General features: G+C 73.8%; 15 protein-coding genes. 10 read left to right on the top strand and 5 right to left on the bottom strand.

Going from position 1 to position 16,835, the window contains the following annotated elements; all coding sequences use genetic code 11:
• Positions 1-52: 52 nt before the first annotated feature.
• Genes ATJ88_RS12970 through ATJ88_RS12950 form a run of 5 tightly spaced genes read left to right on the top strand, consistent with a single transcriptional unit; the run spans position 53 to position 3,937 of the window.
• Positions 53-1,363, top strand: a complete 1,311-nt coding sequence (locus tag ATJ88_RS12970; protein ID WP_141538685.1) for a sensor histidine kinase — start codon at positions 53-55, stop codon at positions 1,361-1,363.
• On the top strand, positions 1,360-1,764 hold the full coding sequence (locus tag ATJ88_RS12965; protein ID WP_211287515.1) for a roadblock/LC7 domain-containing protein: 405 nt from the start codon (positions 1,360-1,362) through the stop codon (positions 1,762-1,764). Before ATJ88_RS12970 ends, ATJ88_RS12965 begins: the two co-directional genes overlap by 4 nt.
• 10 nt (positions 1,765-1,774) lie before the next feature.
• Positions 1,775-2,131: a DUF742 domain-containing protein gene (locus tag ATJ88_RS12960; protein WP_098464182.1), complete on the top strand. Its 357-nt coding sequence runs from the start codon at positions 1,775-1,777 to the stop codon at positions 2,129-2,131.
• Positions 2,112-2,711, top strand: coding sequence for a GTP-binding protein (locus tag ATJ88_RS12955; protein ID WP_098464181.1), 600 nt, complete (start codon positions 2,112-2,114; stop codon positions 2,709-2,711). Before ATJ88_RS12960 ends, ATJ88_RS12955 begins: the two co-directional genes overlap by 20 nt.
• On the top strand, positions 2,708-3,937 hold the full coding sequence (locus ATJ88_RS12950) for a cytochrome P450 family protein (protein ID WP_098464180.1): 1,230 nt from the start codon (positions 2,708-2,710) through the stop codon (positions 3,935-3,937). The genes ATJ88_RS12955 and ATJ88_RS12950 overlap by 4 nt, the downstream gene beginning before the upstream one ends.
• 21 nt (positions 3,938-3,958) lie before the next feature.
• Here the strand turns inward: ATJ88_RS12950 and ATJ88_RS12945 are convergent, their stop codons facing one another.
• Positions 3,959-5,449: a flavin-containing monooxygenase gene (locus ATJ88_RS12945; RefSeq protein WP_098464179.1), complete on the bottom strand. Its 1,491-nt coding sequence runs from the start codon at positions 5,447-5,449 to the stop codon at positions 3,959-3,961.
• A gap of 175 nt (positions 5,450-5,624) precedes the next feature.
• Between ATJ88_RS12945 and ligA the strand changes: the two genes are divergently transcribed.
• A complete protein-coding gene (ligA, locus tag ATJ88_RS12940) occupies positions 5,625-8,090 on the top strand; it encodes an NAD-dependent DNA ligase LigA (RefSeq protein ID WP_098464178.1) in 2,466 nt (821 codons plus the stop codon).
• On the opposite strand, the gene ATJ88_RS12935 is transcribed toward ligA, so the two are convergent.
• The gene (locus tag ATJ88_RS12935; protein ID WP_098464177.1) at positions 8,047-9,342 is read right to left on the bottom strand and encodes a methyltransferase; all 1,296 of its coding nucleotides are present in this window, start codon (positions 9,340-9,342) and stop codon (positions 8,047-8,049) included. The genes ligA and ATJ88_RS12935 overlap by 44 nt on opposite strands.
• The gene (locus ATJ88_RS12930; protein WP_211287514.1) at positions 9,339-10,346 is read right to left on the bottom strand and encodes a hypothetical protein; all 1,008 of its coding nucleotides are present in this window, start codon (positions 10,344-10,346) and stop codon (positions 9,339-9,341) included. The genes ATJ88_RS12935 and ATJ88_RS12930 overlap by 4 nt, the downstream gene beginning before the upstream one ends.
• A 112-nt stretch (positions 10,347-10,458) precedes the next feature.
• On the opposite strand from ATJ88_RS12930, the gene ATJ88_RS12925 reads away from it, so the two are divergent.
• Entirely contained in the window at positions 10,459-11,079 is a 621-nt protein-coding gene (locus ATJ88_RS12925; RefSeq protein ID WP_098464176.1) for a TetR/AcrR family transcriptional regulator, read from the top strand.
• A 13-nt stretch (positions 11,080-11,092) separates the two neighbouring features.
• Here ATJ88_RS12925 and ATJ88_RS12920 read toward each other — a convergent pair whose 3' ends face one another.
• Positions 11,093-11,764: a ThuA domain-containing protein gene (locus ATJ88_RS12920; protein ID WP_098464175.1), complete on the bottom strand. Its 672-nt coding sequence runs from the start codon at positions 11,762-11,764 to the stop codon at positions 11,093-11,095.
• Positions 11,761-12,957, bottom strand: a complete 1,197-nt coding sequence (locus ATJ88_RS12915) for an ROK family protein (protein ID WP_098464174.1) — start codon at positions 12,955-12,957, stop codon at positions 11,761-11,763. Before ATJ88_RS12915 ends, ATJ88_RS12920 begins: the two co-directional genes overlap by 4 nt.
• 128 nt (positions 12,958-13,085) lie before the next feature.
• On the opposite strand from ATJ88_RS12915, the gene ATJ88_RS12910 reads away from it, so the two are divergent.
• From ATJ88_RS12910 to ATJ88_RS12900, 3 genes are all read left to right on the top strand, one after another.
• Positions 13,086-14,606: a sugar ABC transporter ATP-binding protein gene (locus ATJ88_RS12910; RefSeq protein WP_098464173.1), complete on the top strand. Its 1,521-nt coding sequence runs from the start codon at positions 13,086-13,088 to the stop codon at positions 14,604-14,606.
• Positions 14,603-15,637 (top strand): ABC transporter permease, encoded by a 1,035-nt coding sequence (locus tag ATJ88_RS12905; protein WP_098464172.1) that lies wholly within the window; start codon positions 14,603-14,605, stop codon positions 15,635-15,637. Before ATJ88_RS12910 ends, ATJ88_RS12905 begins: the two co-directional genes overlap by 4 nt.
• A 73-nt stretch (positions 15,638-15,710) precedes the next feature.
• A complete protein-coding gene (locus tag ATJ88_RS12900) occupies positions 15,711-16,775 on the top strand; it encodes a substrate-binding domain-containing protein (RefSeq protein WP_098464171.1) in 1,065 nt (354 codons plus the stop codon).
• The last annotated feature ends 60 nt before the right edge of the window (positions 16,776-16,835 follow it).

Here is a 16,835-nt window from a genome sequence, read left to right as displayed (position 1 = left end):
GGCCGCGAGCAGGGTCGTTCCATGGTTGTGTGTCGCGGCGATGGTGCTGTGCGTGGCCGCGTTGCCCCTGCTGGGCGAGGGCGCCGCGGACTGGGCGGTCTGGACGGTCGCCGCGGCGGCCCTGCTGCTGCCGGTCGTCGCCGCGGTCCTGCTCACGCGGGCCGCACGGCGCGACGACGACACGCTGCGCGGGCTCGTCGCCGAGCGCGACCGGCTGTCCCAGGGCCTCGCCGAGACGTCCGCGGCGCTGCAGCAGACCGCGGCCGAGCTCGAGCGGGAGCGGGCGCGGCGCCACCACGAGCGCGCGGCGGTCGAGACCGCCGTGGTCGCCCTGAGCCGCAAGGTGCAGGCCTCGGCCCACCGCGTGCAGGAGGAGGCGGCCCGCATGGTCCAGCGACACTCCGCCGACCCCGACGTCCTGCAGACGTCGATGCGCATCGACCACGCCGCGGCCCAGCACGCCCGCCAGGCGCAGAGCCTCGTCGCGCTCTGCGGGCAGCGCCCCGGCCAGACGTGGGACGAGCCGCTGGCGCTGCCCGACGTGGTGCGGGCCGCCGCGGGCCGGATCACCGCCTACCAGCGCGTCGAGGTCTCCGGCGACCCGGGGCTGAGCGTGTCGCCCCTGGCGGTCGAGGCGCTCGTGCACGTCGTCGCGGAGCTCCTCGCCAACGCGACCCAGTGCTCGCCCCCGAACACGAAGGTGCTCGCGACCCTGCGCCAGGTGCAGCGCGGGGCCGTCATCGAGATCGACGACTGCGGCGTCGGCATGGACGAGCGGGAGCTCGACCGGGTGCGTCGCATCGCGTCCGGCGAGGTGCCGACCACCATCGCGGACCTCGGCGCGGTGCCCCAGACCGGCCTGGCCGTGGTGGGCACCTACGCGCGCGCCCTCGGCCTGCGGATCGACCTCGTCGAGTCGGTGTACGGCGGTCTGCGCGCCGTCGTCATGCTGCCCGGCGAGCACACCGAGCTCTCCGCCGCGGGGCCGGCGACCCTGGCCCCCAGCGTCGACGACACCTGGGACGACGCACCGGTCACGGCCGCGGTGCCCGAGGCGGCGCCGGCGGCCCGGCCCGAACCGGCCCCCGCCGTCGACCCGAACCGTCCCGGCCCGCCGGTGCTGCCGCAGCGACGCTCGCGGCGCACCGAGCTCGACGGCGCCGCGCCGAACCGTCCCGTCCCCTCGCAGGGGATCGCGGACAGGTCGGCCGACCGGCCCGGCCCGGACCCCGTCGCGGACCAGACCGCCGAGGAGGCGGGCGCCTGGATCGGCGCCTTCTTCGCGGCCAGCCCTGCACCGCAGCACGATCCCCAGCACAGCGAGCCGGTCACTGACTCGGCCGGTACCTCGGAGGACCGATGACGACACCCCCCACGACCGCCCATCCCGACAGCTGGATGCTCGACCTCGTCTTCGAGGTCCGCGGTGTCACCCACGCCGTCGTGCTGAGCTCGGACGGCCTGGTCAAGGTCCGCACCGACCAGACCGATCCCGACACGGCCGACAAGGTCGCCGCGGCCTGCGCGGGTCTCGTCGCCCTGGGGCTGAGCATGGGACGCGAGTTCGGGCGCAGCGACGTCCTGCGACAGGTCGTCGTCGAGTTCGACGGCGGATTCCTGTTCGTGCGGGGCGCGGGCGACGGTTCACGGCTCGCCGTGGTCACCGACGCGACGGTCGACCCCGGTCTGGTCGCCCAGCAGATGCAGGCCCAGGTGCTCATGATCGGCGAGCGCACGCTGGGCACGGAACCGGTCGGGCACTGAGGCGCGCCGGATGCACGTCGACGGTTTCCGCGACCATCCGGTCCGTTCCTACGTCCTCACCGGAGGACGTGCCCACCCGAGCCGCAACACCCTGCGGCCCGAGACCCTGGTGTGCGCGGCCGACGACGACGGGCGCGAGCCGCCCCGCGCCGCCGGCCGGCACGAGCAGGCGGTGCTCGACACCTGCCAGGGCACCCTCGCGGTCGCGGAGATCGCGGCCTACCTCCGCCTTCCCGTGAGCCTCCTGGCGGTCATCGTCTCCGACCTCGTCGACGCCGGGCACCTCGTCGTCCGGTCGGCGGTGACGCACGGGCTCCCCGACACCGACCTGCTGGAGGAGATCCTCGATGGGCTCCGCAAACTCTGACCCCCGTCACCTGCCCGGCTCCGTCGCCCGCTCCGTCAAGGTGCTGGTCGTCGGGGCGTTCGGGGTCGGCAAGACGACGCTCATCGACGCGGTGAGCGAGATCCCGATGCTGCGCACCGAGGAGACGGTGACGACGGCCAGCATCGGGGTCGACCCGCGGGTGGGCGCCAAGTCGACGACGACGGTCGCGATGGACTTCGGGCGCCTCACGCTCGGCGGGAGCACCGCCCTGTACCTGTTCGGCACGCCGGGCCAGCGACGCTTCTGGGACCTGTGGGCCGGGCTCGCGGACGGCGCGGTCGGTGCGCTGGTCGTGGTCGACACGCGCCGGCTGGAGGACAGCTTCGAGGTGCTGGACCAGCTCGAGGAGAAGACGGACCTGCCGGTGACGGTCGTGGTCAACCGCTTCCCGGACGCGCCCCGCCACCCGGAGGAGGACGTGCGGCTCGCGCTGGACCTGCCGGCGGGCACGCCCGTCGTGACGGCCGACCTGCGCGAGCGGCGCGAGACCGTGGGTGCGCTGGTCACCCTCGTGGAGCACGCGTTGCGCCGTCGTGCGTCGCGGGGGATGGCGGCATGAGCGTCACCGCCGCCGGGCGCGCGGTCCGGCTGGAGGAGGTCTCGGACCGGACGCTGCTCGCGGACCTGGCGAGCGCCGCGGACCCGCGGGCGGCCTACGAGGAGCTGCGGTCGCGGTGGGGGAACGTCGCCCCGGTCGACCTGGAGCCGGGGGTGCCGGCCTGGCTGGCCCTCGGCTACGACGAGGTGACCTCGGTGCTGCGCAACGAGGCGATCTTCACGCGGGACTCGCGGCAGTGGCGCTACGAGACGGAGCGGCTGGTGCCGTGGCGTTCCCCGGCGCGGGCGGTGCTCGCGCAGCGGGACAGCGCGCACGACCGGGACGGTGAGGAGCACCGCCGGTTGCGCGCCCCGCTCGCCGACGTGCTGGCCACGGTGGACGAGGACCGGCTGACCCGGACGGTCACGGTGGCGTGCCGGTCCGCGCTGGACCGGCTCGAGTCCCGGGGCGGGGGCGACCTCGTCGCCGAGTACGCGGCGGACGTGCCGGTGCGGGTCCTGGCGGACCTGCTCGGGCTCAACCTGGCGGACGCCGGACGGCTGCGCGAGCTGACGGTGACGATCCGGGAGGGGTCGGCGGCGTCCTACCCCGCCTCGGTCGAGATGGAGAACCTGCTGGCCAACGTGGTCGCGGGGCGGCGGGCGGAACCGGGTGACGACCTCACCTCGGCGCTGCTGGCGCACCCGGCGTACGCGAACGACCTGGAGGTGATGGGTGCCGTCGGGCTGCTGTTCCGCACGGCGCACGACGCCGAGGTGTCGTGGAGCGCGAGCGCGATCGGGCGCCTGCTCACCGACCCCGGGTTCGCCGGGCGGCTGCACGGCGGACGGCTCGTCCTCGACGACGCGCTGGACGAGATCGCGCGGACGGACCCGCCGCTGCCGCACCTCCTGCCGCGGTACGCCCTGTCGGACAGCCGGCTGGGCGGCCAGCCCGTCGCCGCGGGCGACGCGGTCGTGCCGGCGGTGGCCGCCGCCAACCTGGACCGTGCGGTGCAGGCGGTCGACCCGTGGGAGCAGGTGGACGCGCGGTTCCACCTCACGTGGGGCGTGGGCGCGCACGGTTGCCCGGCCCACCGCCCGGCGCCGCTGATCACCCGGCTCGTCGTGGGGCACCTGGTCGCGGTCGTCGCGCACCTGGAGCTGACGGTGCCCGCGGACGCGGTGGTGCCGGTGCGGTCGGCGTGGGTGCGGCACCCGGCGTCGCTCCCGGTGCGGTGGACCTGACCCGCACCGGGAGCGTGCCCGTCACGCGCTGATGCGCTCCTTGAGGCGGGTCGCGACGTGGCGGTACGCCTGCGGGTCGATGGGCAGCAGCCACTGGCCGGCCCGCTTGCCCGACGACAGGTTGAGGTCGAGGTCGTCGAGCATCTCGTCGATCTGGTGCATGGAGAACGGGATGATGTTGGTGCCGCGGGCGTGCTTGCCCTCGGTGCGCTTCTCCATCCAGTCGAGGCGGTCGCGCACGTGCTCGCGCCGCACCTCGAGGGGCGGCAGGTCGACGGCGTCGGCGAGGTGCGCGGCGGTCCAGATCGAGCCGACCTCGGCCGACAGCGGGCTGAAGAACGACGAGTTGTACCCGGCGAACGTCAGGTGGGGGACGTCGTGGGGCAGGATCTGCCGGTAGAGCTCGAAGTTCCCGCGGTCGTCCAGGAGGCGGCCGGTGACGTCCGCGTCGAGGAACGGCACGCGCTGGTGGAAGCCGGTGCCGCACACGACGAGGTCGGCGCGGACGGTCGTGCCGTCGCTGAGCACGGCGACCGGCGCGCCGGCGTCGTCGGTGGTGAAGCGCTCGATCTCGCTGTCCCGGTGGACGACGATCGCGCCCGACTCGACCTGCGCGGAGAACCCGTCGGTCGCGAGCGACACGTTGGAGCGCGCGATGGTCTCGAAGTCGGTGTGCGGGACGAGGCCGAGCTCCTTGAGCTTGAGCTGGCGGGTGGCCACCGAGCCGACGCTGGACAGCATGGAGCGCCGCACGGCGTCGCCCGCGCCGTGGAGGAACTTCTCCATCCCGCCACCGACGGACTGGTAGCGGAACAGGGCCTCGCCCAGGCGGGTGAGCAGCAGGTACTTGTAGTTGACGGCGTTGCCGAGCTTCTTCGGCATCTTCCACAGCAGGTGCCGGGCGACGACGGAGGTGCCGGCGGCGACGGGCCCGATCTCCGCGGCGACGTCGCAGGCGGACTTGCCGTACCCGACGACGACGACGTGCCGGTCGCGGGCGTCCTCCACGGTGGCGAGCTGGCTGGCGGCGATGATCTTGCCGCCGGCGCGCAGGAGCTCGCCGAGCCCGTCGAACTGCGGGATCACGGGGTCGGAGAAGATGCCGTTGGCGACGACGACGTGGTCGAACCGCTCGGGCTCGGCGACGGCCTCGCCGCTGCGACGTGCGGTGACGAGCCAGCCGTCCTCGCCGTCGGTGAGCTCGGCCCGCACGACCTCCGTGGACAGGCGCAGCACGGACCCGAGGCCGTGGTCGGCGACGTACTGCTCGAGGTAGGCCTGGACCTGCTCGCCGCTGGGCCACTCCGGGTAGTGCTTCGGCATGGGGGCGTCGCTGAACGAGTACGAGCCCTTGTTGTTCTGCGTGTAGAGGCCGGTGTACCGGCGGGTCGCGCTCCAGACCCCGCCGACGTCCGGCGCCTTCTCGAACACGGTGACGTCGTGCCCGAACTCCTGCAACGTCCTGGCACTGGCGAGACCGGCGAACCCGGCTCCGACGACGGCGATCTTCATCTGCGTCCCTGCTCTCGATGGAGGTGGTGGCAAACGGAACGATCGTAGCGTTCCGGGCGTACCCGGCAACAGGGTCCGGGAGGATCTGTCCTGGTCACGGCCCTGCGGACGCCGGGCCGGGCCGGCGACGGCGTCCGCTGCGGTCCCTGTCGGGGGAGCACGGCAAGATGGTGCCGTGACCGACACCGAACCCGCCGCCGACGTCGTGGCCGACCCCGCCGCGCTCGACGAGGCCTCGGCGCAGCGGCGCTGGGCCGAGCTCGTCGCGCTGGTCGAGGAGGACCGCGCCGCCTACTACGAGCACGACGCGCCGAAGGTCTCCGACGCCGCGTACGACGGGCGCATCCGGGAGCTGGAGGAGCTGGAGGCCGCGCACCCGGGCCTGCGCACGCCGGACTCGCCGACCCAGCGGGTCGGCGGCCGCGCGGCGGAGGGTTTCGCGACGGTCGCGCACGTGGAGCGGATGCTGTCGCTGGACAACGTGTTCAGCACCGACGAGCTGCGGGCGTGGGACGCGCGCGTGGCCCGGGATCTCGACGTGCCGGGCGGGGACGTCGGCTACCTGTCCGAGGTGAAGATCGACGGTCTCGCGATCGCCCTGCTGTACGAGCAGGGCCGCCTGGTGCGTGCGGCGACCCGCGGCGACGGGCGCGAGGGCGAGGACATCACGCAGAACGCGCTCCTCATCGCCGACGTCCCGCAGGTCCTGGAGGGGACCGGCCACCCGGACGTGGTGGAGGTGCGCGGCGAGGTGTTCATCCCCGTCGCGGCGTTCGACCGGCTCAACGAGCTCCAGGTCGAGATGCGCGACCGGGCCGTCGAGGAGGCGCGGGCGCGGTCCACGTTCGTCGAGGAACGGGCGACCGAGGCGGCGCTGCGCCGGTTCCCGACGTTCGCGAACGCGCGCAACGCCGCGGCGGGCGGGCTGCGGCAGATGCTCGACAAGAAGTCCGGCCTGGACCGCGAGGCGGGCCTGGCGCGCGTGCGGTCCCTGCGCCTGTACGCGCACGGTGTCGGTGCGCTCCAGTGGACGGCGGGCGAGCACGAGGAGCTCGCGAACCAGTCGGACGCGTACGCCCTGTTCGAGTCGTGGAAGATCCCCGTGTCGCCGCACAACCGCGTCGTGCAGGGCATCGACGGGGTGCTCGACATGATCGAGCACTTCGGCGAGCACCGGCACGACATCGAGCACGAGCTCGACGGCATCGTGGTGAAGGTCGACGCGCTGGCCGACCAGCGTCGGCTCGGCACCACGAGCCGGGCGCCGCGCTGGGCCATCGCCTACAAGTACCCGCCCGAGGAGGTCACGACCCGTCTCCTCGGCATCCAGGTCGGCGTGGGCCGCACGGGCCGCGCCACGCCGTACGCCGTCATGGAGCCGGTCCTGGTCGCCGGCTCCACCGTCCGCCAGGCCACCCTGCACAACCAGGACGTCGTCAAGGTCAAGGGTGTGCGCATCGGCGACATGGTCGTGCTGCGCAAGGCCGGCGACGTCATCCCGGAGATCCTCGGGCCCGTCACGGCGCTCGCCGACGACGGCTATCCCCGCGAGGACTTCGTCATGCCCGCCGACTGTCCCGAGTGCGGCACGCCGCTGCGGCCCATGAAGGAGGCCGACGTCGACCTGCGCTGCCCCAACGCCGAGTCCTGCCCGGCCCAGGTGCGCGGCCGGGTCGAGCACATCGGGTCCCGCGGCGGGCTGGACGTCGAGGCGCTCGGCGAGGTCACCGCGGCCGCGCTCACGCAGCCGCTCGAGCCCGCCGAGCCGCCGCTGCCCACCGAGGCGCACCTGTTCGACCTCACCGTGGACCAGCTCGCCCCGATCAAGGTGGTGGTGCGCGACCCGGAGACCGGTCTGCCCCGCCCGAGCGACGGCAAGGGCGAGTCGACCGAGGTGACGATGTCCGACGGCTCCACCCTGACGGCGAAGGTCGCGCGCCCGTTCCAGAAGGTCGTCGCGAGGACGTACCCGCCGGGCTTCGAGGACGCCACCCCTGCCGAGCGCCGCGCCGCGGGCGTCCGCAAGGACTTCCCGGTGTACGGGCCGTCCAGCACCGCCGAGAAGCTCGTCGCGGAGCTCGACCGCGCCCGCACCAAGGACCTGTGGCGCCTGCTCGTCTCCCTCAACATCCGGCACGTCGGCCCGGTCGCGGCCCGGGCGCTCGCGGACTGGTTCGGCTCCCTGGACCGGATCCGCGCCGCGTCCCGCGAGGACCTCGCCGCCGTCGAGGGCGTGGGCCCCGTCATCGCGGACGAGCTGATCGCCTGGTTCGACGTCGCCTGGCACCGCGACATCGTCGAGGCGTGGACGCGCGCCGGGGTGCGGTTCGAGATCCCCGGTCACCCCGGCCCGGCCGCGATGGCCGAGCAGGCCGCCGCCGGACCCACGGGACCGCTGGCAGGACTGACGGTCGTCGTCACCGGGTCGTTGGAGGGCTACACCCGCGACGGTGCGAAGGAGGCCGTCCTCGCCGCGGGCGGGAAGGCCGCCGGGTCGGTGTCGAAGCGGACCGACTACGTGGTGGTGGGGGCCAACGCCGGGTCGAAGGCCGCCAAGGCGGAGGAGCTGGGGCTGCCGATCCTCGACGAGGCGGGCTTCACCACCCTGCTGCAGGGCGGCCCGGCGGCGCTGGAGGGCTGAGGGGCGGGCACGTCGCCGTCGTCCGGGAGGGCCGTGGGCCGGCACCGAACGCGTCCGTGCCGAGCTGCGCGAAGTGGCTCATCACCGGCAGGTCGAGCGTCCACCCCGTGACCGCCCAGCCCAGGTGGAGGTGGCCGAGGGCCCGGGCGAACGCCCGCACCCCCTGGGCCCGCGTGCCGGCGTGCTCGTAGGTGAGCCGCCACAGGACGTCCGGGTGCCCGGCCGCGGGGCGCAGGTCGAGACCCACGGGACGGCGGGCCAGCAGCCAGCGGGCGACCCCGCGGCAGGTCCCGCAGTCCGCCGCGACCCACAGGACCGCCGGTTCGCGCGGCGGGACGGGTCGCCACCGGGGCCGCCACGACGGCACCGCGGTGACGTACTCCTCCCAGCCGTCCCCGAACCGCCGGCGGAGCTGGGCGCCCTCGTGCCACGCGGCGAGCCCCGCGGAGTACCCGACGGCCACGACCGTCCCGATGACGAGCCGGGCGTCGCCGAAGGTCGCGGCGAGCACGGCGAACAGCAGCGCGACGGTGAGCTGCATGGGGTTGCGGACGTAGGCGTACGGACCGGTGTCGACGAGCCGCCGGGGCGGGTCGTAGGGGAGCGGGGTGCCGCCACCGGTGCGCGCCAGCTCACGCATCGCGGCGAGACCGGGCAGGCAGACGAGCAGGGCGACCTGGATCCCGACGGCGGTGACGGGCGCGGGCCAGCGGGGCGTCGTGCCCGCGGCCAGGACGGGGAGCGCGACGAGCAGCGCGCCGGCGCAGGCCGCCTGCGCCCAGGCGCGCAGGGCGAGGTGCCGACGGCCGAGGGTCCACCGGGCCAGCAGGACCGCCGGGAGCAGTGCCGCGCCGATGCCGACCGCCTCGCCGACGAGCCAGCGGTCGCCCAGGCGCACGACCGGGTCGGCGGCGGGCATGAGCAGCAGGTCGACCCAGACGAGGGCGGCGACGACCGGCACCGGGTGCGCGACGCGGAGCGCGAGCGCGGGGACGACGCCCCACAGCAGTGCCCACGACCACCACAGGTCGACGGGCAGGCCGCGCCAGACCGCGCCCTCGGCGTCGAAGGTCCACCAGCCGAGCCGCGTGGCCACGAGGTTCAGCGGTGCGAGCGCGGCGGCGCTCCACGCGGTGGCGAGGACGGCGGCGGCGAGGTCGCGCTCGGTGGGTCGGCGGTGGGCGACCAGCGCGACGAGCAGGAGCACGGGCAGTGCGAGGGCGGCTCCCCGCACGACCACGGGGTCGGTCACGGCCGCACCGGGTCGGTGAACGTGTCGAGGAGGTACCCGGACGCGAGCGTGGTGACGTGGTGCTGGACGGGGCCGAAGTACCACGACGGGTCGAAGGTCCGTCCGTACGCCAGGGACCACCGGGCGGTGGTCGTGGTCCCGTCGCCGTGCCAGGTCACCTCGGCGGTCCGCAGGTCCATCCAGCGGGCGAGCGTGGAGTCCTCGACGACGGTGAACACGACGCGACCGCCGTCCTGTCTGACGTCCGAGGCGGTGACGCGCAGCCGCATCGACCGGGGGGTGGGCTCGGCTCCCAGGCCCATGCTGTGCCGGGGCGCGAACTCGACCAGTCGTTCGTCGCCGACGGCGAGCCCGTCGCCCTCGGCGCCCACGGGGACGGGGAACGGGACGGCGCGCAGCAGGGCGGCGCGCGGCGGCTCGTAGCGGGGCGGTGCAGCGAGGGCGGCGGCGAGCTCGGTGGGGGTGGCGTCGACGACGGTGGTGGCCGTGGCGACGTCGTCGCGCGGCACGGGCGAGGCGTCACCGACGCCCTCGAGGACGAGGAGCAGCACCAACGGGGCGAGGACGAGGTTCCGGCGTCGCCGCGACTGGTGCACGGCGAGGCCCACGACGGCGGCGACGCCGTAGAAGAGCGGTGCGGCGACGACCAGGCACACGACGCCCTCGTCGAGGAGGGGGCCGGCGAGCGCCAGCCCGACGGTGGTGGTGGCGAGAGCGATGCCGACGGGGTGCCGGGGTCGTGCGGTGAGGACGACGCTGACCGCGATGAGCGCCGGGATGCCGACGTAGAACAGCGAGGTCTGCTCGAGGCCGGTCGCCGAGAGCGCCTCGGCGGCGAGCATCGCGGCGAACAGGGCGAGGACGACGCCGGCGAGGAGGCGCCGTGCGCGGCGCTGGGCGGGGCCCTCGGGCGCTCGGGGTGCGGGGTCGCCGTCCTCCCAGGGGTCGACGGGGTCCTGGCCGGGGCCGTCTGCGGGGGTGGGGTCGCCCGTGCTGTGCGTCATCGCGTTCCTCGGTGGACGGTTCGCCCGCGGAGGCGAACGTTGATCGTTCGGTTTAATCGAGTGATTAAAGCATATGCTGAACACACCCGGCGACGAGGGGAGACGAGGACGCATGGCGACCAGCAGGTCGAGCGAGGAGACGCGGCGACGCCTCCTGGACGCGGCCGACCAGGTGCTGCGCGAGCACGGGTACGCGGGCGCGTCGGCGCGCACCGTCGCCGCGGCGGCCGAGGTCAACTCGGCGCTGGTCTTCTACCACTTCGGCGGGGTGGACCAGCTCCTGCTCGCCGCCCTGGACCGGTCGTCCGCGGACCGCATGGAGCGGCACCGGGCGACCGCCGCGGACGCCCGGACGGTCGAGGACCTCGTGGAGGCGGGTGTGCGGATCTACCGCGACGACCTCGCCCAGGGGCACCTCGCCGTGTTCAGCGAGCTGGTCGCCGCGGCCGTGACCAAGCCCGCGCTGCGCGCCGAGGTCGCGCGGCGGGCCGAGCCGTGGCGGGAGTTCGTCGAGGAGGCGTGGGACCGCGTCACGGCAGGGTCACCGCTCGGCCGGCTGCTGCCCGCCCCCGAGGTCGCGAACGCGGCGCTCACCTTCTACCTCGGCGTCAACCTGTTCTCGGTGCTCGACACCGACGGGTCGCGCACCGACGACGTGTTCGAGCTCGCGCGCCGGCTCGCACCGCGGGCCGGTCTGCTCACGATGCGGCTGCCGGGCATGCGTCGGCGCTGAGGTCGGCTGCCCGTCAGCGCGGGTCGCGCGCCGCCCAGACCATGCCGCGCGCGACGATCTCGTGGACGGTCGGGTCCCGGAGGTCGTCGACCGCGTGCCCGAGCGTGCAGGCGAAAATCTTCCCGGCGCCCCACCGTCGGGTCCACACGACGGGCACGGTGACGGGGGAGTGCCAGGGGGTGTCGTCGGCCGGGGTGTGGGTGGTGGTGGCGAGCACGTCGATCGCGGGGTCGGTCTGCACCCAGTACTGCTCGGTGGTGAGGGTGGTGCGGCGGGGCAGGCCGGCGACGACCGGGTGGTCGACCCGCTCGGGGACGAGCGCGACCTCGTGCTCGACCATGTCGCCCGGGTGGGCGACGAACTGCCCGCCGACGAGGTGCTGGTAGTCGGTGGCGTTGCGGAACGAGTCGAGCAGGCCGCCGTGCCAGCCGGCGAGGCCGGTGCCGGCCTCGACGGCGACGCGCAGGCCGTGCATCTCCTCGACGAGGATGTCGCCCATGGTCCAGCACTGCACGACGAGGTCGGTGGCGCCCATGACGTCCTCGTCGGCGTACACCTCGAGGGTGTTCTCGACGGTGACGTCGAACCCGGCGTCGCGCAGCACGGGCAGCATGGCGTCCGTCGTCCCGACGGGGTCGTGCCCTTCCCAGCCTCCGCGGACGACGAGGGCGGTGCGTGCGGTCACGAGTCCTCCTGCGAGCTGACGAGCGCGTCGACGGTGGGCGGGGCGAGGTACTGCTCGGTGACGAGGGTGGCGGCGCCGATGACGCCGGCCTGGGACCCGGCGCCGGACGGCACGATGCGCAGGTGCTGGGTCGCCAGGGGCAGGGACCGCTGGTAGACGATCTCGCGGATGCCGGCCATGAGGTGCTCGCCGGCGCCGGCGAGGATGCCGCCGACGACGATGCGGGCGGGGTTGAGCAGGCTGACGGACGCGGCGAGGACGGTGCCGATGTCGCGCCCGGCCTGGCGGACCGCCTGGCCGGCGGCGACGTCGCCGCTGCGGACGAGGTCGACGATGTCGGGGGCGGCGGCGATCGTGGCGCCGCCGTCGCGGAGCTTCTGGGCGATGGCGAGCCCGCCGGCGACGGCCTCGAGGCAGCCGGTGTTGCCGCACCGGCAGGGGATGTCCTCCGCGCCGGGGACGGTGACGTGCCCGAGGTCGCCCGCGGCACCCTGGGCGCCGCGGCGCAGGTGGCCGTCCATGATGACACCGGCGCCGATGCCGGTGGCGACCTTGACGAACAGCAGGTCGTCGACCTCGGGGCAGACGGTGGCGTGCTCGCCGAGGGACATGACGTTGACGTCGTTGTCGACGAGCACGGGGGCGCCGAGGCGGGCGTGCAGGACGGCGGGGACGTCGGTGCCGTCCCAGCCGGGCATGATCGGCGGGTTCACGGGCCGGCCGGTGGTGTGGTCGACGGGTCCGGGCAGGCCGATGCCGATGCCGGCGAGCTCGGTGACGTCGCGGCCGGCCTGGGCGACGAGCTTGTGCGCGGTGTCGGCGACCCAGCCGAGCACGTGGTCGGGGCCATCGGAGATGGCGAGGGGTTCGTCGAGGACGGTCAGGGGGGTGCCGGCGAGGTCGGTGACGGCGATCCGGGCGTGGGTGGCGCCGAGGTCGACGCCGAGCACGATGCGCGCGGAGGGGTCGAACGCGAAGGTGGAGGGTGGGCGGCCGCCGGTGGAGGAGGCCTCGCCGGCGGGGACGAGGAGCCCGATGCCGCAGAGCGCGTCGATGCGGGCGGCCACGGTGGACCGGGACTGGCCGGTCTCGGCGACGAGCGACGCGCGGGTGCGGGGCTCACCGTCCCGGAACAGCTGGAACATCTCGCCGGCGCCCGTGGGGCGCGGGGGGAACTTGGCCAGCCCTTCCATGAGCACAGTGAACCACGTCTCCTTCGTCCGCACTTTGAGTGTCTAAACGTACATCACGGCGATGTAACGATCCCAAAGTACCGAAACTTATGATTGACGCTGAGCAGAAGTCTGCCTAGAGTCGTCGCATGGTCAGTGAAGACCCCGCAGCACCGCTGCTGCAGATGCAGAGCATCGTCAAGCACTTCCCGGGCGCCAAGGCGCTCGACGGCGTCGACCTCGACGTCCTGCCCGGTGAGGTGCACTGCCTCCTCGGGCAGAACGGCGCAGGCAAGTCGACGCTCATCAAGGTGCTCGCCGGTGCCCACCAGCCCACCGCGGGCACGATCCTCATCGACGGCGAACCCGTCGAGCTCCCGCACCCCGTCGCAGCGATCCAGCACGGCGTCGCGACGATGTACCAGGAGCTCGACGTCGTCGACGGACTCAGCGTCGCGGAGAACATCTACCTCGGGCACGAGCTCGACCGGGTCGGGTTCACGCAGCGCCGCGAGGCGTCGCGCCACACCCGCGCGCTCATGCAGCGCCTCGGGCACCCCGAGATCTCCCCCCACCGCGAGGTCGGCACCCTCTCGGCGGCCGGCAAGCAGATCGTCTCGATGGCGCGGGCCCTGTCCCACGACGCGCGCGTCATCGTCATGGACGAGCCGTCCGCCGTCCTCGACTCCGGCGAGGTCGACAACCTGTTCCGGGTCGTCGAGGAGCTCACCGCGCAGGGCATCGCCATCATCTACATCTCGCACCGCCTCGAGGAGATCCGGCGCATCGGCGACCGCATCACCGTCCTCAAGGACGGGCGGACGGTGGGGCGCAACCTCGCGGTGGCGGACACCCCGACCGCCGACCTCATCCGGCTCATGACCGGCCGGGACGTCGAGTTCGCGTTCCCGGCCCGTCCGGGCGTGCCCGCCGACGCCCCGGTGCGGCTCGAGGTGGAGTCGCTGAGCCTGGCCGGCACGTTCGACGACGTCTCCCTCAGCGTCCGGGCCGGCGAGATCGTCGGGCTCGCCGGCCTGGTCGGCTCCGGCCGCTCGGAGATCCTCGAGACGATCTACGGTGCGCGCCACGCGACCGGTGGCAGCGTGCGGCTCGACGGCCGACGCCTGCGGGCCGGGTCCGTGGCGGCCGCGGTCGACGCCGGGGTGGGCCTCGCCCCCGAGGAGCGCAAGAGCCAGGGGCTCGTGCTCGACGAGCCCGTCTACCGCAACATCACCCTGTCCACGTTCGCGCGGACGGCCCGTGGCGGCTGGCTGGACGAGCGCGCCGAGAAGGAGGCCGCCCGCGAGCAGGCCGTCGCGCTCGACCTGCGCCCGCCGGACGTCGACCGGGCGATCCGGACGCTGTCGGGCGGCAACCAGCAGAAGGCCATGCTCGCCCGCTGGCTCGTGCACGGCTGCGAGGTGCTGCTCCTCGACGAGCCCACCCGTGGCGTCGACGTCGGGGCCCGGTCGGAGATCTACGAGCTGGTGCGCCGGCTCGCCGACGCGGGCACCGCCGTCATCGTGGTCTCCAGCGAGATCCCTGAAGTCCTGGGCCTGGCCGACCGAGTCCTCGTCATCTCCGAGGGACAGGTCGTGCACACCGGACCAGCCGAGTCGATCGACGAGCACCAGGTGCTCGACATGGTCATGGAAGGAAGTGCCGCGTGAGCGAGCAGCAGACGTCGTCGAACCCGGCGGCGGACACATCGAAGTCGGCGGCCGGTCGCCGCCGCGGGTTCAGCAGCCTGTCCGGCGGCACGGTCCGCAACGTGGGCCTGGTCGTCGCGCTCCTCCTGCTGTGCCTCGTCGGGTTCCTCACGGGTGGTGAACGCTTCGCCAGCCTGACGAACCTCACGATCATCCTGAGCCTCGCCTCGGTGACCGGCGTGATGGCCATCGGCATGACCTTCGTCATCACCACCGGCGGCATCGACCTGTCGGTCGGCTCCGTCCTCGGGCTGACGACCGTCTGGGCCTCGACGCTGGCCACCCAGAACATGGCCGACCAGTACGGCTGGATCGTCATGGTCGGCTGCGCGCTCGCCGTCGGGCTCGCCGCCGGGCTCATCAACGGGGTGATCATCGCGTACGGCAACGTGGTGGCGTTCATCGCCACCCTCGCGATGCTCGTCGCGGCCCGCGGCCTGGCCGAGCTCATCGCGAACCGGCGGACGCAGATCGTCGACCAGCCGTCGTTCGAGGACACGTTCCAGGGCGACCTGCTGGGCGTGCCGAAGATCGTGTGGATCTTCGCGCTCGTCGTGGTCGCGGGCTGGTTCCTGCTCAACCGCACGACGTTCGGCCGCCGCACGGTCGCCGTCGGCGGCAACCCGGAGGCGGCCCGCCTGGCCGGCATCAAGGTCAAGCGCCACCTCATGTACGTCTACGGGCTCTCCGGCCTCACGGCGGGCGTCGCCGGGGTGATGCTGCTCGCCCGCACCGGCGCGGGCTCCTCCACCAACGGCCTGCTCCTCGAGCTCGACGTGATCGCCGCGGTCGTCGTCGGCGGCACGCTGCTCGCCGGTGGACGCGGCTCGATCGTGGGCACCGTCATCGGCGTCCTGATCTTCGCGACGCTCACCAACGTCTTCATCATCAACAACATCGACAGCTCGGTGCAGCAGATCGCCAGGGGCGCGATCATCGTCGGCGCCGTGCTCCTCCAGCAGCGCATCTCCAGGCCGTCGCGATCGAGCTGACGCCCCCACCCCAGCACCCCGACCCCGCACCACCACCGACCCTGCACGACCGGACCGAATCGAGGAAGATCCCATGTCCGCACGTACGCACCGCCGCCACCGCATGATCGCCGTCCCCGCCGCGCTCGCCGCCTCGGCCCTGCTCCTGACCGCCTGCGTCAGCAACGAGCCCGCCGAGGAGGAGTCCGAGGGCGACTCCATGAGCGAGGAGAGCGTCGCCTCGTCCGACAACGACGCCCCGGGCGACCCGGTCGTCATCGGGTTCTCGGCTCCCGCCGCCGACCACGGCTGGATGGGTGCCATCACCTCGGCCGCCGAGGCCGAGGCCGAGAACTACGACGACGTCGAGCTCCGGGTCGCCGAGGGCACCAACGACGTCAACGTCCAGATCAGCCAGATCGAGGGCTTCATCGCCGACGGCGTGGACGCCATCGTGCTCCTGCCCTTCGACGGCGCCGCGCTCACCGACGTCGCGATCGAGGCCATGGAGGCCGGCATCCCGGTCATCAACGTCGACCGCGAGTTCTCCGACCCGTTCGCCGCCCGCACGACCGTGCTCGGCGACAACTACGGCATGGGCGTCTCGGCCGGCCAGTACATCTGCGGGGAGCTCGGCGACCAGCCGGACGCGGTCGTCGCGGAGATCCAGGGCATCGCTTCCCTCCCGCTCACCCAGGACCGCAGCCAGGGCTTCGCGGACGCGCTCGCCGACTGCGGGCTCGACGTGGACAACCAGGTGTCGGCCGAGTTCACCGTCCAGAGCGGTGAGTCGGTGACGGCGAACCTGCTGCAGGCCGCCCCCCAGATCGACGCCATCTGGAACCACGACGACGACCAGGGCGTCGGCGTCCTCCAGGCGATCGAGAACGCCGGCCGTGACGAGTTCTTCCTCGTGGGCGGCGCGGGCTCCGCGAACATGATGCGGGAGATCGAGAGCGGCGACTCCGTCGTCCAGGCCACCGTCATCTACCCGGCGACCCAGGCCGCCGACGGCATCAAGCTCGCCCGCCTGGTCGCGCACGAGAAGAGCATGAGCGACCTCGAGTCGTCGAACGTGCCCCGCACCGTCCAGCTGTTCGCCCCCGTGGTGACGGCCGACAACGTCGCGGACTACCTGCCCAACGCGTTCGAGTCCTGACCGACCGACCCCTCGACCACGGCGGCGGGGCCCCGACCCCGCCGCCGTGGTCGAGGCCGC

This window comes from Isoptericola jiangsuensis (genome assembly GCF_002563715.1).
GTDB classification, from domain to species: domain Bacteria; phylum Actinomycetota; class Actinomycetes; order Actinomycetales; family Cellulomonadaceae; genus Isoptericola; species Isoptericola jiangsuensis.
This window is presented reverse-complemented; position numbering and strand designations above follow the sequence as displayed.